This is a genomic window from Eggerthella timonensis, assembly GCF_900184265.1.
Classification (GTDB): Bacteria; Actinomycetota; Coriobacteriia; order Coriobacteriales; family Eggerthellaceae; genus Eggerthella; species Eggerthella timonensis.
This window is the reverse complement of record NZ_FXXA01000002.1, coordinates 3,729,128-3,754,191: the sequence shown is the minus strand read 5'-3', so window position 1 is coordinate 3,754,191 and position 25,064 is coordinate 3,729,128. Positions and strand designations below refer to the sequence as shown.

Sequence of the window (25,064 nt, the reverse complement as noted above, 5' to 3'; positions counted from 1 at the left end):
TGCGAGCGGTGCTACTTTCCCGATGCGACGCGCGAGAGCCTCAGCCGGGCCACCTCGGATTGCTCCGCAACCGTGCGGAGGGCCTCGTCGCGGATGTAGGATGCGTCTTCGTCGGTCGAGGCCCCGCACAACAGGGAGCTGAGAGCCTTGGAGATATCGATGAGGCGCTTGTTCAATTCACGATCCGCGGGAGTGTTCATCAACGTCATCCCTTTCAAGTCCGATGGTTCGCTCGTGTTCTCGCTGCTTGCGTTCATCGCAGGTCGCGGCGTATGCGCGCTGCGGTCGCAAGGAGGTATCGTTCAAGGTGCGGCAGCACCGGGTTCTCGACGGCGTCTGCGTAGGCCAGGCATAAGGGGACGGTCATCTGGTCCTCCGCATGCAGGGGCCGCACGACGGCTGAGGGATACAGCGCTTCGAGGGCCGGATCCGGCGCCACGAACAGGGCGCCGCGCTCGTTTTCGAGGAAGTCGCGATTGCGGTCCACGAACGGCTCGAGGGAGGCGAAGCTCGGCTCCACTTTCCGCGCCCGCAGGTGGTCGGCGATGAAGCTGCGGCAGTAGCGCAAGTCTTCCGGCGCGGCGAGGGACGTTCCCTCGAGGTCGGCGATGCGGATGGACGTGGCGGCAGCCAGCGGATGGTTCTCCGCCACGGCCACGTGCAGCGGGAACGCCAGCAGCTTGACGCACGAGAGGCCCGGCTTGCCGGTGCGGCCCACGATGACGGCGGCGTCCACCACGCCTTCTTCGAGCGCGCCGAGGCAAGCTCCGCTGGAATGGTAGGTGGTGGAAAGCTCGATGCGCGGGTGCGCTTTCGCGAACGCGTTGAAGTCGTGGGCACGGATGACGTTGCCGCGGCAGGGCGAGCAGGCCACGGCCAGCGAGACGCGGCCCTCATCGGCTTCGATCCGCTCTTGATGGCGCGCGAGCGTCTCGAGATCAAGCAGGCACGACAGCGCTTCCGATGCGCGCGCCGCGAACATGCGGCCGAATTCGGTGGGCTTCACGCTGCGGCCCGATTTCTCGCACAGGTGCACGCGCAGCTCCCGCTCCAGATCGCCGACCGACTTCGAGACGGCCTGGGGCGTGACGAACAGCTCCTTCGCAGCCATGGAGAAGCTCCCGTATTGCACGGTGGTCACGAAATATTCCAGTTGGCTGATATTCATGACGGCGGCTCTTTCGGCGAGGGAACGTGGTTGTGCGGTATTCGTCACGTCAGACAATTTATCATAAAACGTTAAATCTGTGGTGCTGGCTTCGACGTTTTACGCCGAGTGAATGCCCAGATCGGCTGCGAATACGCCAATTGTAACGGTGGCATTACATGACGCTGTGCTGTAGTATTTGAAAAGCCCCTAGCGGCAACGTTTGCCTGGATGATAGTATTTCCTTGGGAAGCATGGGGAAACGACCCTCTCGGCATACGTTTCGGGGGCGCATCGATCACACGACGAGGAGCTGGCATGAGATTCACCGAAGAGGTAGTACTGTTCGACTTCGCGGGGATTCCCATGGTGGGCTGTCTCGATACGGGGTACGCCATCGGCCTGACCGAGCAGGGCGCCGCGGTTTGCGCGCGCATGCTTGAGGAAGACGTTCCCGAAGACGACGTGATCGAGGTCGATCCTGCCTTGCTCGAGCATCTCACGCGCGGCGGCTTCTTCCAGCGTGCGGTGGCCGAGCCGCGAGTGGTTTCGGCGTACCTGCACGTCACGCAACGTTGCAACCTCACGTGCGCGGGCTGCTACTCGCTCGACGAGCACCGCAACCGCTTGGCCGACGCGTCCTTGTCCGACATGAAGCGCGCGGTGGAAGGGCTTGCCGCCGCCGGATTGTCTCAGCTGATCATCTCGGGCGGGGAGCCGTTCTTGCGCGACGACCTTCCCGACATCGTGGAGCACGCGAAGCGCGCCTGCGGCATCGGCTCGGTCACCGTGCTGTCGAACGGCACGCGCATGACCGAGGAGGCGCTTGAGCGCTTGGCGCCGAACGTCGACTGCGTGTCGGTGTCGTTCGACGGCTGTTCGGCCGCCGCGCCGGCGTACATTCGCAGCGAGCAGCGTTTCGACGAGCTGGTGGAGGCCGTGCGCATGGTGCAGCGCGCCGGCATCCCGGCGCACATCATTCCCACCGTGCATGCGAAGAACGTGGACGATCTGGCTTCCTACGTGCAGCTTTCCCGTGATCTGGGCGCGTCGCTCAACTTCAGCCTGCTGACGTGCGAGCCGAACGACGAGGTGCTGGGCGGCTTGCTGCCCGGCGAGCCTGAGCTGCGCATGCTCGGCCGCGCGCTGCTGACGCTCGACAATGGCAAGCCCCTTCCCGCGATGGATGCGCCCGTGGGCGTGAACCTCACGGTGAAGCGCAACTGCGGCGCCGGCTGCAAGTCGCTCAGCGTGGATGCCGACGGCACCATCTATCCATGCCACATGCTGCAACGCCCCGAGCTCGCCATGGGCAACGCGTTCGAGGGGCCGGTGCTCGACGCGCTGCAAACCGACGTGTCCCGCATGTTCCAGGCGCTCGATGCCGCACGGTTCGAGGACTGCGGAACGTGTCGTTACCTGCGAATCTGCGGGGGAGGCTGCCGAGCCCGCTCGCTGTTCGAATCAGGCACCCTGGAGGCGAAAGACTCCTACTGCCTGATGACCCAGGAATTCTACGACGTCCTGGGGAAAGCCATGTCCGAATCCCTACAGCAAAGGAGGTGAAAGAATGCTGTTCTATAGCGAAGGAGAGACCTACTCTATCTGCTTGCCGATTGGTCTTAATGGGGGTCCTTGTCTGGCAATTGGCATTTAAGTTCTCAAGCGATCAACATTTGTATTATTACGAGACCTCTTTCATACTGTATGAAAGAGGTCTCGTAATATCCCGGTGTGATTTGAGAGGTTTAGAATGATGGATGCCGATGCCAAAGAAACAGAGTCATCGCTTATCAGAACGAATAAAGTTTGTAAACTTATCTGTGCGCTCATGAAACTGGTTTTTGCATTTGTCTGTGTATGGTGGATTGTTACAATTATTGTTATGGCCATCGCTCTATTCGATTCGAATTCCATCAACAACATAGGATATTTGAACCTACCAGCGTTAGTCATGTATGTTTTTTCGTGTGGGGTTATGGCCGTAACGTGCGTTACACTAATAAAAATATTTTCAGATGCTTCAAAAGGCTGTTCGCCATTCACAATGATTCAAGTTAGAAGACTGCGCTTGATGGCGATCGCGTTGCTTGTGTATGCAATTTTGGAGTTCGCCATTACATATTGTTCTTCTTTCGCTCGACAGGATTGGGCTGGTCCGTCAATCGCGACGGTCGATTTGTTCGCTCTTATAGCTGCTGCGGTCGTCTTCGCCTTCTCTTTCGTATTCAAATACGGCGTCCTTCTGCAAAAGTTGTCGGACGAAACCTTGTAGGTGGGCTCGATGCCAATCGTTCTTCATCTCGACGAGGTCATGGCAGATCGGCATATCTCGTTGAATGATCTTGCTGACAAAGTGGGGATCACTAACGTGAACCTCTCCCGCATCAAAACCGGTAAAATCAGAGCCGTTCGCTTCAGCACGCTCGATATGCTGTGCGAAGTGCTCAAATGCCAGCCGGGGGACATTCTCAAGCACGTCTCCGCCGCCGAGGCCGATGCTATGTTTCTCGACGACGAAAACGAGCTGTAAGTCCCTTTCGTGTGCATTTTTCAAATCGGGGGCAATTGCCATTTGACAAACGGTCGCAATACAGGCAAAATATTGCCTCGCGCGAAAGCGTATTACTCCGTGGGGATGTAGCTCAGCTGGGAGCCCAAGCGGTACGTATACCATCACAACGTATGCGTCCTCTTTGGTATAATGCTGAAACACGGAAACAGTGCACGTGTACAACTTGATATGGGGCTTTAGCTCAGCTGGGAGAGCACCACGTTCGCAACGTGGGGGTCGGGGGTTCGAATCCCCTAAGCTCCACCATAATCAACAGCCGGATTCTTTAACAAAAGAATCCGGCTTTTTGTTTTAACCGACTTTGCTCATGCTGCGAAGTCGCTGGGGTTCTCTAAGCACTCCATGTACTGCTCCATCGTTACGGCCAACTTGATGTCCAACTTGTAGTCGCGTGATACGGTGACGCTTTCGATGAGCTGGCATACGATCATCCTTCTCGTGTCCAGATCGCTGCTATCGAACATATCTGCCCAGTTTACAAAGCGGTCGTGTTGCTCTTTGAGTGGAGTCAATCTGCTTTTCGATGAGGCCAGTTCTTCCTCAATCTTCTCAACGGAAAGAGCGCTCGTTTCCCTTTGCTCAGACGCTGCTTGAATCAACTCGTTCAACAGGGTTTGATCGAAGCTGCTTTCGCCGCGTATGGCTTTGACAACTTCCGATTTGAGCGATGCAAGCTCCTCAGTTTTCTTGGAAAGTGAGGTTTTTGCATCCTTCAGCTTGTGTTCGAGGCTACCCACCTCCTCGCCGAATCGCTTTTCAACGATGGTGGAAACTGGGACTCGTTTCAGGCGGGACAGTAAGTCGCGCACGATTTCGGTTACTGCTTCGTCGACCTTTGTAGCGACATAGGCTGTTTGGCCGCAGCACACGCCCTTGTGCCGTACCCGGTTGTAGCAAAGATAGCGCCACCAGCGCCGATTCTCGATAGAGCCATCGGGTCGAACACGCTTCGCCCCCGCTGTAGAGGTAATGAGCCTTGCCCCGCAGTGACCACAAAAGATGTTGCCTGTTAACAAACACTCGGACGGTAACTTTCGAGGGATGCGCCTCCGCTCCTGATATTTCTGGGATCTCTGCTTGATTAGCTCTTGGGAACGGAAATACGTATCGTCATCAATGATGCGTAGGTGCTCGAACACCTCCGAAACGCTTTCACCGCAACGGAGAATACCTCGATATACGGGATTGGAAACGATGTTCCTGATAGAGGGCGCAACAAAGTTCGTCCCCTCGCGGTTCAGGATGCCATGGGCTGTAAGGAATGCAGCAATAGATTGCGGTCCCATTCCGGCATTGGCATGCCGGTCGAAGATCAACCTGACGACAGCCGCTTCTTTTTCATCGATTTCTAGGTCGTACACATTATGGCCGCGTTTGTTTACCCGGCCTTTGTGTACGAGCCGATAGCCGTATGGAGCTACCCCGCCTTTAAATCGACCTTCCTTGATAATCTGACCCATGCGCTCTTTCGTGCGGATGGACGTTTTAATGCTCTCGCCTGACGCTTGCCAGTAGCGAATGTAATTCAGCAGTTTGTCGACGTGGTTATCGAAACGCTGCTGGCCTTCCTTGACGCTCCAAACCTCGATGCCGTGTTGTGTGAACCATTCGACGACGAACGGTGTTTCGTCTTCGCGGCGACCGATGCGATCAAACATAAATACAAGCAGCACGTCGAACTTCTTCTCAATAGCCGCCTTTTGCAAATCTTGGATGACATCTCGATCTTTCGCGGAAACCTTGAAGCCCGACACTCCCATTTCCATGAACTCTTTTGCCAGAACCCAGTCTGGTTTCGCATCCACAAATTCTCGGCAAGACTGCTTTTGCATCGGGATGTCGTCTTCCTCTACCTGCTTAGCAGTCGAAACACGGTAGAGACAATAAACTCGTTTCATATCATCACCCGCCCTCGGTTGAGCGGTGATGTGTCCTTTCGCTTGTCAAGGTGCGCCTCTGGCTCGTCCAGCACAGATAAGTCTACGGCGACCATTCGATCAAGGCAAAGGTGCGATTTCGGAGATCGCATCCTGCGGGGCAAGGGCATACGATTCGAGTAATGTTCCGACCAGCTCGGATAGCTCGCGTTTGCAGCGAGAATTTGATGCAAACGATACAATCGCAGAGCATCCCGCGACTTCAATCTCGTAAGATACTTTGGGACAATCGTTTCGAGCAATGGTTTGTTCTTCTGAGGAATCGCTCGTCTCGGCCTCCTTCGATGTATTCCAATGGTTACGAGAAACGGGTTCTACAGGCGCGTTACCTCGAAGTCGTATCCGGTGTGCATGTTGCATACCGTGCACAGCTCCTTCGTGTCTTGATTCAAGTTGACTTGTCGCAGCGTGAAGCTGTTGGCATCACGAAAAGACTGGGCGCAGGTGCGGCAGAGCGTCATCAGCATCGGATCGCGCGGCGCGAGACGAATGCCTAGGCTAGCCACGAGGGCGATGTCAACCAGGTGCATTCGCTTCGCGTCGAGCGTACACAGCTTCTTTGCCAGGCGCTTTTCGTCGATTGTTCTAATTTGCTCCAACATGACTACTGAGTCTGGTTGCAGTGGTGCATCGTAGATCGCGACGTGGGTTGGCTGCGACGGTTTGCGTTGGGCTATTGCGGCGACGATGGTAGTTGCACTCCGGCTGTTGCCGATATTGTTTTGCACGACTAAGACTGGCCTTGTGCCGCCTTGCTCGCATCCGCATACAGGGTCGAGGTCGGCCAGAAAAACGTCTCCACGAATGACGTGTGTATGCATAGAGCGATGTCCTTTCGGAGGTATGAAGATGAGCCTCGCGCAGGGATTGTCCTAACGCGAGGCTCGTAATTAACGATGCGCTGTAAAATAAGCGCGAAGTTATCCCGTAAGCCCACGAGGACCCTCATGGCGTGGCGCGCTCATGTCCTTGCAAGGGCTTGCGGGTATTCTAGTATCAAGGTGCAGAGAGGCGAACGCCCCTCGTCTTTACGGACGCAGGGGCAAAGGAAAAGGAAGCTGTCAGGAAAGAAGTTCTTTAAGATTCTCTCGAGCCAAAGCGAGACTGTATTTAATCGCTCGTTCTGAGCATCCTTCGATTTGAGCAATCTGCTTGATCGGAAGATCGATGAGGTGCCGTAACAGAAAACGTCTTAGCTGGAGGGGCGGGATCTTCTGAAGTGCTTGTCGGATCTCGTCCGTTTCCAGTCGTTCCATTAGCAATTGCTCAGGGCTTTTGATAAGGCGCGAATATGGAAGGTCGCAATCGCTCATCTGCTCAATATGATACGTGTGACGAGCCTCGCGACGCTCAATACGCCAAAACTCACGTTGTAAAGAGCCTATCTCTTCATATATGGTTTCAGACACTTCAATATCCACTTTTCCATTTGCTGTCGATACCGAAACACGGTAAATGGGAGAGTGGTTAGATAGGGTGTGATGTGTGTCGTAGAAACGAGGCACTGTCGGCTCCTTCCGATCATATTTAGGAGCCGGATTTCGGTCCCCATCTGTACGGACGGGGAGGTAAGAAGTTAGTGAAGGATTAATTCAAAAATCGAATAAAAATATCTAATTAAGATAGATTGATATATAAATATCAATCTAGTTGATGCTTTTTACGACAGATTAGACGTTGAGTAGGAAACATCATGTAAGATACTAAATCTAGAGTATTGGGAGATGCATTGACTCACGTTGATCGTCTCCCTTGCAAGACAAGGAACTATGAAACGCATACAGTCAAGCTGTTCTCTGTATAAAGGAGGTGAAAAAATGTTGTTTCATTCTGAAGCTCAAATGATGTCACTTTGCTTTGCGATCGGAATACTCGAAATTGGGTACTAAGTGGTTCGACGTTGCTCTGCGGTATGAAAACGGTTTATAAGAAGAATGTAGGAATTGATGGCTTGCGTCATCGAAGGAGATAATATGGGCGGCGAAGAGTTTCGGGAGTTGGAAGCGTCATTATCGGGCGCAAGACGAGTGTGCAAACACCTGAAAAACATTTCGCTTATTTTCTCAGCTGTCTATCTTGTTGCTTGGCTCCTTTTGTTGGTTCTGATGACTACGGATGCCGCAACAGCAGGAGTGGACGCACGCAAATTGAAAGGCATATCGTATGTCGCGTCTTATGGCGTGGTGACTCTCTTGTTGCTTTTCGTCGCCTACCGTTCGTTTTCGGACGTCGTGAATGGTGAATCTCCCTTTACGATGAAACAAGTATCTCGATTTCGGTACGCTGCGCTCTTACTCGTTGCGTTGGTAATCATTGACACTATTCTTTCTACGGGATTTACATACGCATTCAATATGGCAGGCGTTGATTATTCTGCGCTTGGCAATCACGGAATGGAACAGAGACACTTACGAATTAATGCTGAACCATTGTTCTTTGCCGTTATACTATACGGAATATCCGTCCTATTTCGATACGGTGTGCTTTTGCAGCGTTTGACCGACGAAACCGATTAAGCGGGATTCAACAATGGCAATAATTTCTCGTCTTGATAGAATGATGGCTGACCGCAAAATTTCGCTAAACGACCTTGCAAGCAAAGTGGGTATAGCTCCCATCAACTTGTCTCATATAAAAACAGGCAAGAACAAGGCTCTTCGCTATTCGACCCTCAATGCTATCTGTCGAGAACTCAATTGCCAGCCAGGAGATCTGGTCGAGTACGTCCCCGATGAAGAGGATGAGCTGTGAAGATATTCGAACGGTATTAGGCAACTCAGAATTTGATCAGGTCTGCCACGTCAATACCCAAAGCGTTGGCTAAGCGGATGAGCTTATCTATCCCAAGATTGATTTTTCCACTTTCGATTCTGTAAATGTACGATTGACCACTGTTGATCATCAGCGCGAGTTTTGCTTGAGACAGTCCTTGCTTCTGACGATGCATGCGCACTTCACGTCCGAGAGACTTTAAGCATATTTGAGGATCTTTCTCGTTCATAGCGCTAGAGTATGCTTACTCATATAGAGCATTACGACTGAAATGTAGTGATTGCCTTTTGTCGATGATCCCGCTGTTTCTTATCCGTGCTTTTGAATTGAGATTGCTGGCGTACGATTTGTACAGTCGCATTGAACTCTGCGGAAACATTTCTAATCTAGTAGTAAACAAAAGAGACTCATAAAGTAGTCTCCCGCCTGGTTATTTTTCCAGACGGGAGATGCCGATTGAGACCAACTTGGGAACAAGTTTGTTCCATTACTCGAACCGAATGACTTCTTTACGAAAATTCAACGAGTAGAACGCATCCCGGTTTTATGCCCAGCTCCGCAGCGCTGTCCGCAGCAGCTTCGATGATTGCGTGGGACTCTCGTATCCTAGTCGACGACAGGCACCAAGGGCGCATCGTCTCAACGTGGAGCACGCGCATATCTCTGTCGCATACGATCACGTCGATGGGCAGCGACATGAAGCACGTATGCACCGAAGGGCAATGGTTGAACAGGTACGCGCATCGGGGATCGACGTACTTTTTGCCGATTAGACCGAGCGCACGCGTCCAGGGCGCGCGCATCCTTCGCAGGTTGGAGTAGGCCACGCGCGTCGCGGATAGTCCGTCGCTCACCATCAGCGCGGCCATCATTGCACCCCCGACAGCTTGGCGATCAGGCTGATCGCCACAGGGGCTGCGAACGCGAGTATGACGGCGGGCAACATGAGGAAGCCGATGGGCATGATCATTCGCACGGGGAGCTTGTTGGCGCGCGCTTGCAGCTCCTGGCGGCGGCGCGCGAACACGTGTTTGGACTGGCTTTTGAGCACGTCGCCGACGGACGCGCCGACGGCTGTGCCCGCGTTGAGCGCCGCGACGAACTGCGAAAGCGCCTCCACGCCGCAGCGCTCGGCCATGCGGTCGAGGGCTTCGGGCAGCGTGTAGCGCATGATGGCCATGTCGCGGTCGGCCAACTCGAACTCATGGGCGAGTGCTCCCTTGCTGTGCTGCGCCACGATACGGATTGAGCGCTGCGGTGTAAGCCCTGCCTCGATACTGGTTGCCAGCAGGTCGAGCGCTCGCGGCAAGGCGACCTTGATCTGCTCCTGGCGCACCCTCGCCTTGACCGACAGCGCGGCTCTCGGGCACAGCAGCACGATTGCGGCGGCCAGTGCGGCAAGCGCGACCTTGGGCGCGGCTTGCATGTCGAGGGCTGCTATAGCGGGAACGAGGACGGCGATGGTCGCAGCCCACAGGAGCACGGACAGGCCGTGGTAGGTGCCCGGCGACATGGCAAGCCCTGCGCTGGCGAGCCGCTTGCGCAGTTTGCCTCCGGCCTCTTGGGTTTGCGGGAGCACTTTGTTGGCGATGCTTGCCAGCGCGGCCATGTGCTGCCGGGATGCCGCTTCGGTTCTCCCGCGCGCGGGTTCGGTGCGCGCCATGCGCCCGAAGATTACGAGGTACGATGCGACGCCTGCGATGATCGCCGCGCAGCTTGCGTAGACGATGGTCATGCTGCCTCCTTAATCGGTCGGCATCTTGTATATGCGACGTACTGCGACAAGCGCCGCAGCGTCCAGTACGATGAGTGCGGCCACGACGAGCGGCCACCAAACGCTCGACCAGAACGCCGCCCCGATGTCCGGCGCGCCGAAAACCACTACCCCCAACACGAGGAACGGGAACACCGCGATGAACTTGGAGGCGTAGCGCCCCTGCGACGTGATCGCGTCGATGTCGCCTTGCAGCTCCTGCGTCGATTCCATCCTCGCCGCCGTCGATTCGAGCAGTTCCGCTAGGTTGCCGCCGCCGATCTTCTGTACGCCCACGGCGGTTGCCAAGAACTCGGCGTCCGTGTTTCCGGTGCGCAAGGCCATATGCCCGAGCGCCTTGTCGATGGGCACGCGCCCGAATCGCACTTCGTCTGCAACGCGCTGGAACTCGTCTTTGGCGGGTTGCGGGACGAAACGGGCGACCGACGCGAAAGCCGTTTCGACCGACATTCCGGCACGCAGATGCTGGGCGGTCATCGGGAGCGCGTCGGCAAGCTGCCTGCCGAACGACTTTGCGCGCCTCGTGCCTGAATAGTCCATGAGGGCGCGAGCGCCGACGGCTGCGCTTGCGACGCCTGCGACGAAACCCGCCGCTCCAAAAGCGAAGTACAGCAGGCTTCCCGCGAGCATGCAGGCGCTCGCCGTCGCCGCTAGAACTGCGGAGGGTCTGGCCTCGATGCCCGCGCGGGTCAGGCTGGCCGAAAGCGAGCGTCCGAACCAGGTTCTCGGTTCGCGGGCGTTTTCGGCGCTCGTGCGCGCCGTGTACCCGATCCTGCGCGCGTACTCGGCATCCCGCGATGCTACTTGTATGTTCCAAAACATGACGAGCGCGAATGCGAGCGTGGCGAGCGCAAGCGCCATGATGGCGGTTGCGGTTGCGGCAATGCTCATACGGGGCACCCCCTTTCGGGATCGAATCGGTCGAAGAACCAGTCGTCGTCCACCGCCTGTCCCCACGAGTTGATGCGGTCGATGATGCCGTCCATCGGCACCCCGCAACCGTGAAACTCGCCGAGCTGGCGGCCGGACGCGTCGAAGCCCGCAGGCTCGAAGCGGAACAGTTCCTCCTTGGAGATCACATCGCCCTCCATGCCGCCCGTGAGCGCCGTGATGGAGGCGATCTTGCGGGAGCCGTCCACGTAGCGTCTGACGACCACTACGAGGTTGACGGCTTGGCTGATCATGCGCTTGATGGTCGTGGAGTCGTAGCCGATGCCGCAGCGACGGATCATGTCTTCCAACCGGGAGAACGCGGTGGGCACGTCGTTGGCGTGGACGGTGGTGAGCGAGCCGTCGTGCCCCGTGGTCATGGCGTTGACCATCTCCAGCGCCTCCGCGTCGCGGCACTCGCCGACGATGATGCGGTCCGGCCTCATGCGCAGCGCCGTCCGCAGCAGGTCGTGGATCGTGATGCGCCCCGCCCCCTCGATGTTGGCCGGACGGCTCTCCATGCGCACCAGGTCATCGTGCGACAGTTGCAGCTCCGCCGCGTCCTCGATGGTGATGATTCGCTCGTCATCGGGGATGGCGTGCGAAAGGATGTTCAGCAGCGTGGTCTTTCCCGCGCCCGTGCCCCCTGCGACGACGATGGAGCACCGTCCCGCCACCGCTGCGGCCAGGAACGCCATCATCGCGGGGCTTGCACTGCCCCAGCGCACGTAGTCCTCGGCGGTCAGCCGCTCGGCGGGGAACTTGCGGATGGTGAGCGCGGTGCCGTCAATTGATACGGAGCGCGAGACGGCGTTGACGCGGGAACCGTCGGGCAGGCGCGCGTCCATGATCGGCGCTGCCTCGTCGCATCGTCGGTTGACCTGCTGGCCGATCTGGTTGACGATGCGCATGAGGTGGTCGTCGCTGTCGAAGCTCGCGCCCTCCGCGCGGCGCATCCTGCCGTTGACCTCCACGAAGATGTCGCGGGGTCCGTTCGCACACACTTCGGTGACGGTCGGGTCGGACAGGTAGGGATGGAGGGGACCGTAGTGCAGGAAGTCGTCGACAAGGCTCCGGCGCAGGTCGGCCGCATCCTCGGCGTTGAGGGGCAGTACGTCGGCCATCCTGCCGTAGATCGTTCCGATCATTCCCTCCAACTCGTCCTCGTCTGGCAGGCGGCCGAGGTCGGCGACTTCGACAGATAGCTCTTCCTGGACGCGCGCCTTGACCTCTGCGGCCAAGCCGCGCACATCGGTTGCCGCCATCGTTAAACCGCCTCGGCGACGCGCGAGTTGAGCACGAGGCGCACGGCGCTGTCCATCTGCGCCGCCTGCACGTCCCCGGCCTGCTCTGCCGTGACTTCGAGCGTCACTGTGGAGTATTGCGTGATCTCGCCTGCGAGCTGCGCGTCCAAGGCGAGCACGCGCGCGCCTTCGATGACCGTGCCGCCCTCCGCGAGCACGTCCACGTAATCGCCCTGGCGTACAAGGCCGGCCACGCCCGTCTCCGAGTTGACGGCGATGGATGCGGCCACGTACCCCGGCTCCACTGCCTCGGCGAGCGCCGTTACGTTGCCCGCGCCTGCGAGGTTGGACTGGGCTACCTGCGCGTTGGCGGGGATGTTGGCGGTCGCCGTCTTGCCGATGACCGACGCGGGATCTGCGGCAGCATCCTCTGCGAGGTAGGTTTCGGGCACGTCCACGAGGCGCACGTCCCCCGCTCCGACGACGGTGCCCGAGGGAATGGCGGTCGTAGCGACTACGGCGGGACGTGTCGCCGCCTTGAACTGCGCGACCTCTCCGGTCGCGCCGCTCACGTTGACCCCTGCCCAGACCGCCGTGCCGACTGTGAGCGCACACAGCGCGGCGCAGGCGCACGCCAGCATCTTGGGTTTGTCTGTCGGTCGCACGGCTTCGGAGGGGTTCTTCTTGCCCGGGTTCTTCCCCGCGTCGAATTCAGCTTTTTTGTTCATGTCTTGTCAGCCTCTCTGTTTGTCAGTTTGCTTGCTCGGTTCCTTGCACCAGTTCCCGGCGCAAAGCGCTTGGAAGGTCGCTGTAGGTTTTCGTCTGAAACGCGATGCTCTCGCTGCCGCTCTGCGCGGTGTACGCGCCTGTACGGGCGTTGGTTGGCCGCCACGTCACCGTCTCCGCATAGGGCATCGAAAGCGACACGAGCGACGATGCCACGTGCATGTCCGTTGCCCCCAGCACCCGCGCGAACACGGGGTCGAGGTCGGATATCAAAATCACCTCGTAGCCGAAGACGCGCCGGTTCTCCGGCAGGTCGGCGGCGGGAACCTCGTGGAACCACACCTCGATACGGTCTTCGTAGCCGCCCGCCCGCAGCGAGCGCACCAGCTCGGCGGCGACGAGCGCGCCGGGATCGTCGGAGTTCTTCGCGACCACCCCTATGGCGGGCGTCATCTCGGCCTCGCGTGCGAGGTTGAGGGCGCTTTCCTGTTCGGTTTTCGCCGCGACAGCTCGCGGCAGGTCGAAGCCTATTGCTAGGAAAGCAAGGAGCACGAGGACGATTGCGATGCAGAGGATGAGCGTTTCTCCGCGCTCGCGCGTCGGGTTGGAGGGCGCGCCCATCACGACACCTCGAATCTGGTTGAGATTTGCTGAACCTTGTCGATGCCGCGTACTAGGCTCAACTCGTCGATGCCGACTACCGGGAACAGCAGCTTGACGCGCAGGGTGGCCGTCGCCGCGATGTGCGCCGTCGTGACGGTCTTCGTCGCGCGCTCGATCAGCAGCGCCTCGTTGTCGTCGGTGCCGGACAGGTCGTGCGCGGACGTTTTGGCATCGACCGCACAGGTCGCGCCCTCCACGGTCAGGTCGTTCGAGTCGATCTGCGTCCAATCGGCGAGGATAGCCTCGCTGACGTAGCCGTCCACGTCGCCGCCCGCCTTGATCTTGTCGAGCGCCTGTTGGTCGAGCTGCCATGACGTTTGGTAAAGGGCATGGTCGAACGATAGGCTCTGGTAGCCTACCCAGCACACCTGTACGAAAAAGAACATCATGAAGGAGAACAGGGCGAGCGCTATGCAGGTCGCCGCGATATGGGATTGACCCCTTTCGGCTGACGGGTTGTCCGTTGCCACCATGTCACCACCTCCCGCTCGACACGGTTTCGTCTATCGCGGCGTGGCCGGTGGCCGACACGGTGTAGCCGCCCGTGCCTGTGAGCGCGCCGACGAAGGCGCCCGCCGCCGTCGCGTAGTCCTTTGAAACGCTCACGTTTACGGTTACGTCCCTGCTCACCGCGTTGGATGGGCGGGACTGATAGCTGCCGTCGCCGGAGTTGAGGCGGTGGCTGTAGGGCACAATCTTCTGCGCTCCTGTTCTCATGGTTATGCTCGCCGATCCGGCGATGTCGGGATAGGCTCTCGCCAAGTAGCCGTCAAGCTCCGCCTGCGTCATGGCCGGGTTTGCCGCGACCGCCTTGGCCGCGTCCTCTGCCGCCGAGGCGGCAAGGACGCGGTCGTTGATCGCCCTCCCCGCCTCGTAGGCGGGGAGGGCGAGTGCTGCCAGGACGGTGAGCGCGACGACGAGCCCGCAAAACGCGGCTTGGCCGCTTTCGGTGGTTAGCCTAGGTTTCGTCTTGCGCATCCGGCCTCCTTACGGCTTGATGGTGCCGATGAGCGCCATCGCGTCGTTCCACAGTTTTTCGAGTCCCGGCACGCCTACCGTGTAGATGAAGATGCCGATGACGACCACGATGAGCACGACGATGATTACCTCGACGAAGTGGCTCTGCCCGCCGCCGATCTCTAGCCCGATGCGTCGAGCCATGTAGCCGTTGCGTGCCTTGATGATTGCCTCCATGTGCATTCCTTTCGTTCGTTCAATACGTATATGCATTCACACCGTTGCCGATGCGATTGCCCCTATGAGGATGGCCACCGCCGCGTAGGGGCCGAACGCCCTTTTCGCGGCACGGTCTTTGGATATGAGAAGGGTCGCCGCCAAGAGCGCGATGAGCGATGCGGCGGCGGGCGCGATGCCTGACGCGCCCGAGCAGACCACGACTGCGGCCACGACTTTCTTGTCCGCATTGCCAAACGCCCTACGGCCCGAATGGAATCGCGCGTAGACGGCATCAGCCGCGTACATGCAGACGCAGATAAGGACGGCAGCTATGCAGATCGGGATAAGTTCGGATCGTTGGCCGCAGGCGACTCTCAGGCAGATGCCTAGCAGGCAAAGCAGCTCCACGGTGCCGTCGGTGATGATTCGGCACCGCTGGTCGATGATCGCCATCAGGGCGCACGTGCTGGCTATCGCCCCCAGTAACACGGCCTGCTCCAAGCTCGCCCCGAGCAGGGGGAGCGCCGCGCCTAAGATGGCTCCCGCGACTGCGAGCAGGACGGCGAGGCGTTTCAGGCGCCGATTCGGGAGCGCGAATCGCGCGTCGATCTCGGCCACGGTCGGGAGCGCCGAAGCATCGGGGAGGCCGGGCACCCCGAGCACCGCCGCGAGTGCCGCATCCTCCTTGCCGATAGCTTTGTCTTCGATCAAGCGCGGCAGCGCTCGTGCCCATTCCCGTCCGGCTTCGAGCGATTCCGCGTACTTCGTCGCCCCGTTGCGGAACCATGCAAGGTGGGCTTTCCTTCGGCTTTCCATGACGCGCGCGGCGATGTGGGGCGCAAGCCCGCAGAGCGCCCCGCAGAAGATCGCCGACGCGATAGCCCCTACCAAGAGTAGATCCCATCAAAGGTCGAGCGCGACCAGTCGCCGTACACTGTCGTGTCCCGCAATACCTCCAGCGTCTTGGCGGCGCTGCCTGTGGCGGCCGAGTTCAGATACCATCCGTCGCCGCGCCATCGCAAGGTGCGCCAGCGCTCGCCGTCGTCGTAGTAGTAGAGGGTTTTCAGCCGGGGATCTTTGAGCGTGATCTTATGTCCCCAGTCGACTTGCCGCGACGGCGGGAGTACGTCCCGCGCAACGTCGAGCACCGGGGACGAATCCGACATGGCCTTGCGGATGGGGAGGTCTTCGGCCAGCGGCGAGCCTGCTGTCGGGGCGTAGGTCACGGTGGCGACGTTCTTGGCGTACAGGTTCAGATCGCCCTGCAACGTGGTTCCCGCGAACTTCGACGAACAGCCCGAGTTGTAGTACCACGCGTCGAGGCCGGGTGTGCAGTTCGGCTTCGCCGCCAGCTCGTTTGCCTTTCGAATGTCCGGGTCGACCGTCGCGAGGCTCGTGCCCAGCGGACGAGTGACGGAGTGCACAAGGTCGCCGTCTGCGAAGAATCGCACGGTGGCAGTCTTCGGCGGCTCGTGCACGATGCCGCCGTTTACGTGCGACCACTGGTCGGCAGTGATCCCTACCGAGTACACTTTCGTGTCGAGGTTGTAGCCCGGGGACGGCTTAGACTCCTTGATGTACACGGTGCTCCCGGCGCGGAAGCCCCACTTGCTGGCTTTACCGCCGCTGGCGGTGGTCATGGAGTCGATCCAGTTGGTGCATTGCGGGTTGCTGTAGATGTCGTACACAGCCCCGACCGTGCTGTAGCTGCCGTTGCCGTTGGTGATGCTCGGACTAGCCGACACCTTGGTCAGGTCGATGCCGCCGTAGCGCGGGGAGGTTGTGACCGTCTCATAGTCCTCGCTCCAGTAGCCGTCGACATCTTGGTAGTAGCCCGCGTTGACGTACAGGTAGTAGGTGTTGCGGTAGACCTTGTGGTGGTAGACGGTGGTCGCGTCGTAGGTGTCGTACTGGTTGACGAGGCTGGAGGACGTGCGTGAGGCCGTGAAGTAAACGCTGCCGCCACCGCCCTCGCTCTCGAGCATGTGGTAGACCCCGTGCTCGCAGCAGTTGAGGTACATCGTGTTGCCGTTCCAGGTCATCGTGTAGTCGGTGTAGTCCCAAGCGCCGGGTCCTTGGTTCGTGCTCCAAATCCACCCCCATCCGTCGAACCAGCCGCCGTGGTCGGAGCGAGCCATGATGCTCATAGGCGAGGCGCTGCGGAGCGAACGCTGGATGATGGTGTCGTTGTAGTCCTTGATCGGGTTTCGGTCGACGATTTCCGGCGCGTAGCCATCGAGGTAGACTGTGATCGAGCCGGTCAGTGCCGTTCTTCCCTCGATCGTCAGCTCGCCGTCGGCTACGCTGTACTCGGAGGTGTCGAGGACTCGCGAGTCCTGGGTGACTGCCTTGACGGAGCCGGATACGGGTACGGATAAGCGCGTGCTGCCCGCCGTCGTAGCTACTCGCATCGTGCTTGCTTGACCCGGCTCGTCGCCTGCGATGACGCTCACGCTCACCTCGAACGTCTTAGCGCTTTGCTCGGCATCGAGGTCGACGGTCACGGTCACGGGCGTGTGGAGGTGCGATCTGGGAATGACGACGAGTCCGGCATCGGGATCGTAAGAGCACTCGCCCGTGATGTCCGTCCCGTTGGCCTCCGCTTTCCACCGCCCTTCGATGTTGACTGAGCCGCCGGATGCGTTCACACGGGCGGTGTAGGATTGCCTGTCGCTGGTATAGGTCGCGTAAGCGCGATGCAGCGGTGTCTCGCGGATGCTCGTCTCGTCGGCGAAGCGGTGCTGCATGTAGACGACGCCCGGTCCGGGTTCGTTTTCCACGGCGTATGCGTCGGTCACCGCGAATGAGAGAGCGAGCGCTGCGAGCAGTAGAGACACTGCCGTTGTGGCGACGAGAGTGGTTCGTGCCGGAGGTGGTATGCGCATAGGGAAATATGGGTAGTTCATTGTTTCTCCTATCTTGTACAGATCCTTCCAGCCCATAAGAACCGTCTTCGCGTGCCGCGCTCTTGTTCTTGCTGGGCTAGGGGTATACGTTTGTCAATGTGCGGAAAGAAAGGCCCCTCGTCTTTACAGACGAAGAACGTACAAAAGTGAAGTTATCGGTATGAGATTTCTCGATTTGTGTATCCGTGTGCTTGTTAAGGCTATCTGCGGATAGAAATAGCTCTTATTTATTCTCGAGGATCGAAATGCATTTCATCAGCTTTCAAAAGTGAATGATCTAGCGATGCAGACTAACTCGGCTAACAATGGAATGCTTCCCCATTTGACGACGGAGACAAAATGAAAAAGGTCTAGTATTTTAGTGACATTCTTGCTACAATCTTCATTAAGAATTATATGATAATCATATAAGAACAAATGAGATTCAGATTTTAGTCTTACTTTTATGGGAGGTGCGGCAAATGCACAAGAAGCGAGTTGCTATTCTTTCGATCTTATTGATCGCCGTTGTTGCGGCGGTGACTATCGCTGTCTCTGTTTTCCTTCTTCCAAAGCACCACGAACCATACTCGCAAACCTTCTCATCATTAGAGAAGGCCCCTGACTTTAGCTTGGGCGGCGAAAATCGCTATTTTGACAACCTCAAATCCGGAGAAGAAAATGTTTTGCTTTTCTGGGGATCATGGTGTCCTCATTGCGAATCGCTAATAGAGAAGATTGATCAAGCGGATGAGGCTGACGTCATAAAAAAGAATCTGTTTACGGTTGCACAAGACGAAAATCTCGATGACATCGAAAGCCATCGGGGAGATTTTCCGATCTACCTTGATCAAGACAGAAGCGTATACAACTCATATGAGCTGGAGCATATTCCAACGGTTTTCATAGTGACCGATCAAGGAGGAATAATTGGCTCGGCACAGGGCGAAGAGGATTCGTTCAAGTTGCTGAATGAATATGTTCAATACAACAAATGAGCACCAGCGCTCTAAAGGAAAGGGGGCATCGGTCGCTGGAGAATACAAGCCTTTTCAATGATTGGAGAGTATCATGAAGAAAACAGGTGCGGCACTCACTTCGTTAGCTCTATGCCTTTCCCTAATGCTTCCTACTGGAGCTGTGGCTTTCGCGGACTCTAGCGGCGGTCAGGCAGTTTCCGGCGGAACCGATGCTGTCTATGTTGGCGATACCTATGATAGCGGGATCGCGCCGCGCACTCGCGGTAATTGCACTGACTCTTACACGCGAGCATGGTGCAATTCCCACGGTTTTGCGAACAATCGACCGGTGCCTCACACAGTGAAACTGAACGCCCAAGAACGTCGATGCTACAATCAGATGCTGATCAGTAGTGCAGCCGCTGTTGCCGGTTTGGCATGGTCGGGACCTGGTGGGGCTCTCATCGCGACGGCTTCCGGGGCGTTCACTCTCTGGAACTGCTTGTTCTAACGCTGCAGATCATGAGCAATGAAAAGCCCGCTAGGGGCATCGCATGCAACAAGATTGCAATAGTTGTAGCAGCGGTATTAGTAGTGTTGGTCATAGTAGCAAGGTCTTTCTTTGGACTCTCGCGTGAGGTCACACAAGTGGCTCTCAGTCTTACCATGATAGGATTCTTTCTCTTTGGCATGATCGACTCGCTGCGAACAAAGCGCTCAACTTTAGCAGTAATCTTGTTTGTTTGCATCGTACTGTACGTGGTGGCAATGCTTTTCTTGTGACGCAGACGATTGATACCGGACGAGGAGTGTAAACTCCCCGTCCGGTATTGCAGTTAGATGGGTGTGCCGAAGCCCATGATCGATGCGCTATTGATGCCGTAGCTATTGCGCTGGCATGCATCGCCGGAGTTTCCTTCGATGGTGTGCACGGTCGAACCGTCGCACGATTCGACGATTCCCACGTGGTCGGAAACGCCGTCGCCGCCCCAGTCGAAGAACACGATGTCGCCCGGTTGCGGCGCGTACCCGCGATCCTGCCAGCGTCCGGCGTCCTTGAACCACTGCACGCCGGTTGGGCAGTACGCGAACTTCAACACTGAACCGTCTTCGATGTAGCCGCACTCATTCGCGCACCAGCTGACGAAACACGCGCACCATTCGACGCGGCCGCCGAAGCCGTACCACGACCAGTAGGGCTGGCCGCCCACGTTGCCGACTTGGGATGCCGCTACCTCCACCATGTCGCCGCTGCCCTGCCCGACGCCGTAGAGCACCGACTGCCAAAGCGGGTCGTTCTTTTCCGCGAGCAGTTGGTGGAGCATGTCGGCCTGCTCGGCATCGAAGCCGTAGACGCTCACCGCTTCGTCTGCCGTAGTGTGTGACAACTCGATGTAGAGGATTCTCTCGGTGGTGGTCTTTTCGACCTCTACCGGGTTGCCCTCGTCGTCCTCTTCCAGAACTATGTCGGTGATTTCCTTCGCCTCAACGCGGCTGGAGATGCTATTCATATTCCAGAAAACATCTTTGACGAGCTGCTGGCGTGCTGCATCGAGCGTCACCATGTCGAGAGGGTTGTTCGCATCCGTCGTCGTCTTGACCGCGTAGACGGCCAAAGCTTCCTTCCAAGCTGTTTTCGTGCCCGTGAGAGCCACCTTGTCGTGGGGGTTCTCGGTCTTGATCTGCTCGATGCGCTCGGTGTGCTCCTTGTTGAGCTGCGCCACCATCTCCCGCAGGGAAGGGTTTCCGTCGCCGAGGTCGCCGCCGCAGAAGAAGATGCCAAACGCCGACACTGCGACGAGTCCCGCGAGCGTGACCACCACCACCGTCGATAGCGCGGTGCTCCCGAGGACGGTAAGGGCGGCAGTGAGCGACCTCGCGGATGCGGCGGCCATCCGGGCGAACGCCGCCGCGCCGTCCATCGCTCTCTTTGCCGCCCTGGGGGCGTGGGATGCCGCGTGGCGCGCGCTGCCTCGTCGGCGGGCTATAGCCTGCAGCATGTTCGCCGTCGGCTTCGGGGCTTGCGAAGATGGCTGCTTCGGAGGCCTCGCCTGCGGCCTCGGGCGCATCGCGGCCTTGGGCTGCTTGGGGGCGGCTCCTGCCTTTCTCTTCTCGGCCGGTGCCCTCGTCCCCTCTGCGCCCGCAGGTGCAGAGGGGGGTTCCGGCTCTTGCGCTCCCGCCTCACGGCGCGCTTTCCTCTCGGCGTCTTTCGCGTGCTCCTTCGCCGGTTCCGCTCGCGGACGCTCGGTCTTGGCTCGCGGATGCGCGGCCTTGGTTAGGATGCGGCGCTGCGCGGCTGCTGCGCCGTCGTTTGCGAGGCGCTGGCCGCCGGATTGCGCCTCGTCCTCGGGGCGGCTCTGCTCGTCGCCTTGGGCGACGACGGTGCCGTTCGCCGCGTCCCTCGTCTTGATCGCTGCATCCTTGGCGGCGCTCGCCGCGCCCGTTCGGCGGGCGAGCGTCTTGATGTCCTTGACGACGCGGCGCTTCTTGATGTCTCTTTCCAAGCGCTGCCTCCTTTACGGCGGTAGGCCGGGGAGGCTCGGCCTACTCGCCCGGCTTCGTGGTCATGAGCTTGTAGAGTTCGGTATTCTTGGGGAACCGATTCTCGAAGGGGACGATGGCGCTGCCGTAGCGCAACAGGCCACATCCCTCGTCCGCGTTGGTGATGTAGCCCATCTGCTCCTGGCTGATGTTCAGGAGGTCGCCTAGCTTCTGGCGGTCGGCGGGAGCCTGGTTGAGCATGACCACGAACTCGGAGTTGGAGAGCATGGTGGAGGCGAGCACGGAATCGAGCAGGTACTCGACGTTCTGCGTGACCGCGGTGGGGTAGGCGTTGCGCTTGCGGAAGCGCCGCCATGCGCTGTTAAAGAACGCCCCGCTGTATTCGCTCTCGAAGACCACGTGGAACTCGTCGATGACTATGTGCGTTCGCTTCCCCGCCCGCCAGTTCGCGGTGACGCGGTTGAGCATCGCGTCGGTGATCACGAGCAGACCCATCGTCTTGAGTTGCTTTCCGAGATCCATGATGTCGTAGGCCAGGATTCGGCTTTGTGTGTCCACGTTCGTGGGGTGCGCGAACGCATCGAGCGAGCCGGAGGTGAATAGTTCGAGGGATAACGCCATTGCGCGTGCCTCCGGCTCTGGCTGTGCGAGCAGCTCGTCGTGCAGCGTCACGAGCGTAGGCGTGCTCCCGTTCGCGCGGCTTTCGGCGTAGACCAATGCCGTGCACCTGTCCACGATGGACTTGGATTGCGCGCTCAGCCCCTTGCTTTCGAGCTGATCGAAAAGCGACAGGACGAATTCACTCTTGTCGATGACGGGGTTGCCGCCGTCGCCGTAGCCCTCCGTCATGTCGAGCGCGTTGATGTGATGTTCGCTGCCCGCCGCGATGCGGACGACTTCACCTCCGAGCGCTTCCACGAGGGCGGCGTACTCGCGCTCCGGGTCGCAGATTATGATGTCGTCCCGTGTGGAGAGGGCGAGTATGGCGATAAGTTCTTTGGTGTTGAAGCTCTTGCCTGCTCCCGGCACGCCCAAAATGAAGGCGTTGGGGTTCATCAGTCGGGACTTGTCGTAGAGGATGAGGTTCTTCGATATTGCGTTCTCACCGAAATAGAAGCCGCCGTTGTCCATGATTTCCTGCACGCGGAATGGCATGAGTACGGCTAGGCTCTCGGTCGTGAGCGTGCGCAGGGCGTCGATCTGGCGCACGCCTATTGGCAGTGCCGTCATGAGGCCGTCGAGCTGCTGGTACTTCAATACCGCCATTTGGCAAAGGTGCTTGCGCGCGCAGGAGAGGATGGCCTCGGTGTCGGAGTCCAGTTCCTCCAGTGTGTCGGCGGTATGCACGAGCGTCACGACACCGAACATCATGCGCTGGTCGCGTGCCACGAGGTCGTTCAGGAACTCTCGGGATTCCTTGCGCTGCTGCTCCATATCGTAGGGGACAACCACGTTGTAGTTGAGGTTCTGGTTCTGCTTGCGCGTCCAGTTGGTGATGTTCGTCTCCACGCCCAAAAGGCGGTTCTCGACCTCCCGCACCGCTTCGTCGGTGGGCACGGGTATCACGTCGATGGAGAGCACGAGCGACTTATCCATGTCGGTTAGCTCGGTCAAAAAGCTGTCCTTGATATAGGAAGCGTAGTCCTTCAGGTAGAGCACGCGCGCGAAGCGCTCGCCGATTTTGATGAAACCCGGCTCGAACTCCAACGATTCGGGCACGATGCAGTCCTTGAACGAATGGCCTTTGCGGGCGCTGTCCGCGCGGTCGTACGAGAACTCTTCCTCGCGCCCCGCGTGGAAGAAGTCGTGGAGCAGCCGCAGCTTGCCCTCGTCTCCCACTTCCGTGCACTTGGAGCCGAGGCGGGCGAGATGCACCGACAACTCCCCGGTGGTGCGGTCGAAGTACCGACGCGCCTCGTTCACGCTCTTGCGGATGACCGACACCGTGAGGTATAGCTCGCGAACCATCGCGTTAGTGCGCTCCGCTTTGTCCAGGAGCATGCTGTTGTATTCGGTTCGGTACTCGTCCAATCCGTCGTCCTGGTACGGGATGAGGATGCTCTTCCTGAACTCTTGGGCATCGAGCCTGCGCGTGGCCACGGTGATCTTGGTGGTAGCGCCGGGGTCGAAGGAGTTCAGTAGGTCGGAATACTCCAAGAACAACGCGTCCTTGTCGTCCTTCGATGCCACGGCGTAGTTGATGTCCGCGATATGGTATGTCTTGGCGTATTTGTCGCGACCGACGCGGAAGATGCCGTCCTCCCAGACCTGGGCGATGGGCACGGCCTGCTCCACCGACTTCGGGCGCGCGAATCCCTCGCGCTCGGCGCGCCGCATCTTAACGAGCGTTTTTATCATGCATGTCTCGCTTTCCGCTCGCCTTCTCGTACAGACGGGCGAGCAAATTGACGTAAAGGTTGTTGACGCGGTCGGTGAGGCTCTTGGGTGCGAGCGCATCGGGCTTGTCCGGAGCGCTCGCGTCAGGCTCGGTTGCTGCTGCACGCGGTTGAATGGAATTGAGGCGTGTTAAAGGACTGGCCGAGCGCTTGGCCTCCTGCTCGTGCGCGTCGTAGTAGAGGTTTTCAGGGCGCGATGAGAGGCGCTTGGGCGTGAGCAGCACCGACTTGACCCATGCCCATGCGGCCTGCTCCGCGCTCATGCCGTGCCACTTGACGAAGCCGACCGCTGCGAAGGGTGCGGCTCCGAGGATACAGACCCAGGAGAGTTCTTCTATTCCCAAGTAGGGGTCGAGGGCGAAGTAGAGCGCGACGGCGACCGCGCAGGCGGCAGCGGCGAAGAGGCACTGGCGCAAGCTCATGCCGAAGAAGACCGACTCGGCGTAGTCGCGTATCTCGCGATTGATCTTGACTTCCATGAAGGCGAAGCCTCCTTATTCGGTTGCGGTTGGGATTTCGCGGGGTTAAAGCCCCATCATCTCGCGCACGATGCGGTCGGCCATCTTCACCATCCCGGTGAGCACGAGCATGTTGAAGATGATCTCGCCGACGTAGCCCCACACCTGCGTCACGACGGGTGCGGAGGAATCTACTGTCGGCGGCGACCCGGCGAAAAGGGAGAAGATGATGCAGGCGAGCACGATGATCGCGCCCTCCAGGCACACGGCTCCGTAGGACTTGACGAACGATTTGCCGATGGACTGCGACGGCTCGCCCGCGAACGACGCGAGGGGCACCGGGGCGAGTGCCGTGTACATATATATCTTGAAGAAACGTCCGTATACGGAAAGTATCATCACGAACGAGAGCACGGTGATGAACAGGCCGCCCAGGAGCGTCACCGCCCAGAGGGGGATGGAGTTGAGGAAGTCCACGCCCTCTATCGCCTCGATCATCTCGGGCGGCAGCACGGTCGGGGACGCGCCGTCGAAGCCGACGGCTGCGAGGATGCTCCCGATCATGCCTTGCACGACGGTGAGGAACGTCATCATGAGTTCGAGGCCGTAGACGATGGCCGCCTTTGCGAGAATGAAACGGATGAACAATTTGAAGACCACTTCGGGTTTCTTCACCTCGGCGAACGACCCGCAGGTTTTGACCATGCCGACCAGGAAGAAGAGCACGAGCAGCGACAGGCCGATAGCCTGTACGGCTCCGTGGATGGCGAGCACCGCATCCCAGATGCCGCCGCCCCTGAAGTCCGCCGGGGAGGTCGTGAGCAGCCCTACGATCTCGCCCATCTTCCCGTTCCAGGTGTCGAGAGCGCTCTGAAGGTTGTGGACTATCCAGTTGTCGGAATCCAAAAGTCACCTCCTAT

The 25,064-nt window shown here is 58.8% G+C and carries 27 protein-coding genes and 1 tRNA gene; 7 read left to right on the top strand and 21 right to left on the bottom strand.

Going from position 1 to position 25,064, the window contains the following annotated elements:
• Positions 1-11 precede the first annotated feature (11 nt).
• Entirely contained in the window at positions 12-200 is a 189-nt protein-coding gene (locus C1A15_RS16130; protein WP_101723510.1) for a phenylalanyl-tRNA synthetase subunit alpha, read from the bottom strand.
• A gap of 53 nt (positions 201-253) precedes the next feature.
• Entirely contained in the window at positions 254-1,168 is a 915-nt protein-coding gene (locus C1A15_RS16125; RefSeq protein ID WP_101723509.1) for a LysR family transcriptional regulator, read from the bottom strand.
• 297 nt (positions 1,169-1,465) lie between these two features.
• Here C1A15_RS16125 and C1A15_RS16120 point away from each other — a divergent pair, with 297 nt between their 5' ends.
• From C1A15_RS16120 to C1A15_RS16105, 4 genes are all read left to right on the top strand, one after another.
• The gene (locus tag C1A15_RS16120) at positions 1,466-2,713 is read left to right on the top strand and encodes a radical SAM/SPASM domain-containing protein (protein WP_101723508.1); all 1,248 of its coding nucleotides are present in this window, start codon (positions 1,466-1,468) and stop codon (positions 2,711-2,713) included.
• Between the two features lie 187 nt (positions 2,714-2,900).
• Entirely contained in the window at positions 2,901-3,422 is a 522-nt protein-coding gene (locus tag C1A15_RS16115; RefSeq protein WP_101723507.1) for a DUF2975 domain-containing protein, read from the top strand.
• Positions 3,423-3,431: 9 nt separating this feature from the next.
• Positions 3,432-3,680: a helix-turn-helix domain-containing protein gene (locus C1A15_RS16110; protein WP_101723834.1), complete on the top strand. Its 249-nt coding sequence runs from the start codon at positions 3,432-3,434 to the stop codon at positions 3,678-3,680.
• 212 nt (positions 3,681-3,892) lie between these two features.
• A tRNA-Ala gene (locus tag C1A15_RS16105) sits at positions 3,893-3,968 on the top strand.
• 59 nt (positions 3,969-4,027) lie between these two features.
• On the opposite strand, the gene C1A15_RS16100 is transcribed toward C1A15_RS16105, so the two are convergent.
• The 3 genes from C1A15_RS16100 to C1A15_RS17305 form a co-directional block, all read right to left on the bottom strand.
• On the bottom strand, positions 4,028-5,620 hold the full coding sequence (locus tag C1A15_RS16100; RefSeq protein ID WP_101723506.1) for a recombinase family protein: 1,593 nt from the start codon (positions 5,618-5,620) through the stop codon (positions 4,028-4,030).
• Between the two features lie 353 nt (positions 5,621-5,973).
• Complete coding sequence (locus C1A15_RS16095) at positions 5,974-6,480, bottom strand: type II toxin-antitoxin system PemK/MazF family toxin (protein WP_101723505.1); 507 nt, start codon at positions 6,478-6,480, stop codon at positions 5,974-5,976.
• A 240-nt stretch (positions 6,481-6,720) separates the two neighbouring features.
• Positions 6,721-7,164: an RNA polymerase sigma factor gene (locus C1A15_RS17305; protein ID WP_245865063.1), complete on the bottom strand. Its 444-nt coding sequence runs from the start codon at positions 7,162-7,164 to the stop codon at positions 6,721-6,723.
• Positions 7,165-7,632: 468 nt separating this feature from the next.
• Here C1A15_RS17305 and C1A15_RS16085 point away from each other — a divergent pair, with 468 nt between their 5' ends.
• Both C1A15_RS16085 and C1A15_RS16080 read left to right on the top strand, forming a co-directional pair.
• Positions 7,633-8,175 carry a hypothetical protein gene (locus C1A15_RS16085; protein WP_101723504.1) on the top strand — a complete coding sequence of 181 codons (543 nt, stop codon included), beginning with the start codon at positions 7,633-7,635 and terminating at the stop codon, positions 8,173-8,175.
• A gap of 13 nt (positions 8,176-8,188) precedes the next feature.
• Positions 8,189-8,410, top strand: coding sequence for a helix-turn-helix domain-containing protein (locus tag C1A15_RS16080; protein ID WP_101723503.1), 222 nt, complete (start codon positions 8,189-8,191; stop codon positions 8,408-8,410).
• A 25-nt stretch (positions 8,411-8,435) separates the two neighbouring features.
• Here the strand turns inward: C1A15_RS16080 and C1A15_RS16075 are convergent, their stop codons facing one another.
• From C1A15_RS16075 to C1A15_RS16020, 12 genes are all read right to left on the bottom strand, one after another.
• Positions 8,436-8,660, bottom strand: coding sequence for a helix-turn-helix domain-containing protein (locus tag C1A15_RS16075; RefSeq protein WP_101723502.1), 225 nt, complete (start codon positions 8,658-8,660; stop codon positions 8,436-8,438).
• A gap of 280 nt (positions 8,661-8,940) precedes the next feature.
• Complete coding sequence (locus C1A15_RS17460; protein WP_425430958.1) at positions 8,941-9,234, bottom strand: DUF192 domain-containing protein; 294 nt, start codon at positions 9,232-9,234, stop codon at positions 8,941-8,943.
• 65 nt (positions 9,235-9,299) lie between these two features.
• Positions 9,300-10,166, bottom strand: coding sequence for a type II secretion system F family protein (locus C1A15_RS16065; RefSeq protein WP_101723500.1), 867 nt, complete (start codon positions 10,164-10,166; stop codon positions 9,300-9,302).
• 9 nt (positions 10,167-10,175) lie between these two features.
• Positions 10,176-11,096 (bottom strand): type II secretion system F family protein, encoded by a 921-nt coding sequence (locus C1A15_RS16060; protein WP_101723499.1) that lies wholly within the window; start codon positions 11,094-11,096, stop codon positions 10,176-10,178.
• A complete protein-coding gene (locus C1A15_RS16055; protein ID WP_101723498.1) occupies positions 11,093-12,400 on the bottom strand; it encodes a TadA family conjugal transfer-associated ATPase in 1,308 nt (435 codons plus the stop codon). The genes C1A15_RS16060 and C1A15_RS16055 overlap by 4 nt, the downstream gene beginning before the upstream one ends.
• A gap of 2 nt (positions 12,401-12,402) precedes the next feature.
• The gene (gene cpaB, locus C1A15_RS16050; RefSeq protein WP_101723497.1) at positions 12,403-13,107 is read right to left on the bottom strand and encodes a Flp pilus assembly protein CpaB; all 705 of its coding nucleotides are present in this window, start codon (positions 13,105-13,107) and stop codon (positions 12,403-12,405) included.
• 22 nt (positions 13,108-13,129) lie between these two features.
• Positions 13,130-13,726, bottom strand: coding sequence for a hypothetical protein (locus C1A15_RS16045; RefSeq protein ID WP_101723496.1), 597 nt, complete (start codon positions 13,724-13,726; stop codon positions 13,130-13,132).
• Positions 13,726-14,241 (bottom strand): hypothetical protein, encoded by a 516-nt coding sequence (locus C1A15_RS16040; protein WP_101723495.1) that lies wholly within the window; start codon positions 14,239-14,241, stop codon positions 13,726-13,728. The genes C1A15_RS16045 and C1A15_RS16040 overlap by 1 nt, the downstream gene beginning before the upstream one ends.
• A gap of 1 nt (position 14,242) precedes the next feature.
• Positions 14,243-14,746 carry a hypothetical protein gene (locus tag C1A15_RS16035; protein ID WP_101723494.1) on the bottom strand — a complete coding sequence of 168 codons (504 nt, stop codon included), beginning with the start codon at positions 14,744-14,746 and terminating at the stop codon, positions 14,243-14,245.
• Positions 14,747-14,755: 9 nt separating this feature from the next.
• Positions 14,756-14,962 (bottom strand): hypothetical protein, encoded by a 207-nt coding sequence (locus tag C1A15_RS16030; RefSeq protein ID WP_101723493.1) that lies wholly within the window; start codon positions 14,960-14,962, stop codon positions 14,756-14,758.
• A gap of 36 nt (positions 14,963-14,998) precedes the next feature.
• A complete protein-coding gene (locus C1A15_RS16025) occupies positions 14,999-15,655 on the bottom strand; it encodes a hypothetical protein (RefSeq protein WP_146001879.1) in 657 nt (218 codons plus the stop codon).
• A gap of 173 nt (positions 15,656-15,828) precedes the next feature.
• The gene (locus C1A15_RS16020) at positions 15,829-17,724 is read right to left on the bottom strand and encodes a prealbumin-like fold domain-containing protein (RefSeq protein WP_146001878.1); all 1,896 of its coding nucleotides are present in this window, start codon (positions 17,722-17,724) and stop codon (positions 15,829-15,831) included.
• A 587-nt stretch (positions 17,725-18,311) separates the two neighbouring features.
• On the opposite strand from C1A15_RS16020, the gene C1A15_RS16015 reads away from it, so the two are divergent.
• Complete coding sequence (locus C1A15_RS16015) at positions 18,312-18,827, top strand: TlpA family protein disulfide reductase (protein ID WP_101723490.1); 516 nt, start codon at positions 18,312-18,314, stop codon at positions 18,825-18,827.
• A gap of 797 nt (positions 18,828-19,624) precedes the next feature.
• Here the strand turns inward: C1A15_RS16015 and C1A15_RS16010 are convergent.
• Genes C1A15_RS16010 through C1A15_RS15995 form a run of 4 tightly spaced genes read right to left on the bottom strand, consistent with a single transcriptional unit; the run spans position 19,625 to position 25,050 of the window.
• A complete protein-coding gene (locus C1A15_RS16010; protein ID WP_101723489.1) occupies positions 19,625-21,292 on the bottom strand; it encodes a CHAP domain-containing protein in 1,668 nt (555 codons plus the stop codon).
• Between the two features lie 40 nt (positions 21,293-21,332).
• The gene (locus C1A15_RS16005; protein WP_101723488.1) at positions 21,333-23,648 is read right to left on the bottom strand and encodes a VirB4-like conjugal transfer ATPase, CD1110 family; all 2,316 of its coding nucleotides are present in this window, start codon (positions 23,646-23,648) and stop codon (positions 21,333-21,335) included.
• Positions 23,629-24,165 carry a PrgI family protein gene (locus tag C1A15_RS17455; RefSeq protein ID WP_101723487.1) on the bottom strand — a complete coding sequence of 179 codons (537 nt, stop codon included), beginning with the start codon at positions 24,163-24,165 and terminating at the stop codon, positions 23,629-23,631. Before C1A15_RS17455 ends, C1A15_RS16005 begins: the two co-directional genes overlap by 20 nt.
• Positions 24,166-24,210: 45 nt before the next feature.
• On the bottom strand, positions 24,211-25,050 hold the full coding sequence (locus C1A15_RS15995; RefSeq protein WP_101723486.1) for a VirB6/TrbL-like conjugal transfer protein, CD1112 family: 840 nt from the start codon (positions 25,048-25,050) through the stop codon (positions 24,211-24,213).
• Positions 25,051-25,064: the final 14 nt, after the last annotated feature.